Here is a 910-nt window from a genome sequence, read left to right on the forward strand (position 1 = left end):
WTAWAGTATTACCTTTAAACTATACGCAAAAGTTAGTATTTAATCCTTTTACTATCCCAGGCGGAGTTGGTAAATTCTTAAATTTTATTTCATTTGGTATTCCATGAGGATGAGTAATTAACCAAGATGAAAAAACTTGACCTAATTTTCAATGACTTAATGGTTTTATGAGTGCTAATATTTATAGTTTTTATAATGATGCATTTTGGTCTGAAAAATCAAAAGGTAAAGGTTATTTACCATTTGAAATATTTAGAGAACAAGGCAATGATAAAGTTGGTGCTATCTTTGGAGCAAATGCTACTAGTTTAGGTTTTACAACTTTATTAACTGATAAAATACAAGGTAATGTTTTAGAAAAAGATGGTAAATTAACAGAACGAATAACTTATTCAACTTATAATTTAAAACAATTAAATCCTAAAACTAATCGTATCTATTTAATTAATGAACAAACCAAAGCAATAGATGCTCAAACACCAGTTAGTTTTAGTGAAAAAGATAGTGATTGCGAATTTTTACAAACACCAGATGGCGTAAATTGTAGTTATATAATTGATATGTTTTCAATCCAAGCATTATATAAAGGTAATTTTGAAATTATCTTTTATGCTGATAACCCATATACCAATAATGAAGAAGATTATTTACGCTTATCAGTATGGAGTTTTCGTGGAAAAACAAAAAGTACACTAAATAATTATTTACGTGATATGACAACTAATTATAAAACTAGTTTCTTGCTCCCACATGATTATGAAATACCAACATTTAATTACCCACAATATGTTCTTCCACCAGTGCCATATAATTACCCAGAATATACCAAAGATATCTGAGATGCTGGTGTAGTACAACCATTAAAAACTAAAATTACAGCACCAGCACAATGTAAAAAAGGTTCTTWTWA

Annotated in this window: 1 protein-coding gene; it reads left to right on the forward strand. The window is 28.0% G+C overall.

Annotated elements, in window-relative coordinates; genetic code table 4:
• Positions 1–910 (forward strand): hypothetical protein (locus EHV01_RS06085; protein WP_422066678.1); only part of this gene is annotated, 910 nt, incomplete at both ends.

The sequence above is a fragment of the Spiroplasma sp. hy2 genome (assembly GCF_044714365.1).
Classification (GTDB): domain Bacteria; phylum Bacillota_I; class Bacilli_A; order Mycoplasmatales; family Mycoplasmataceae; genus Spiroplasma; species Spiroplasma phoeniceum.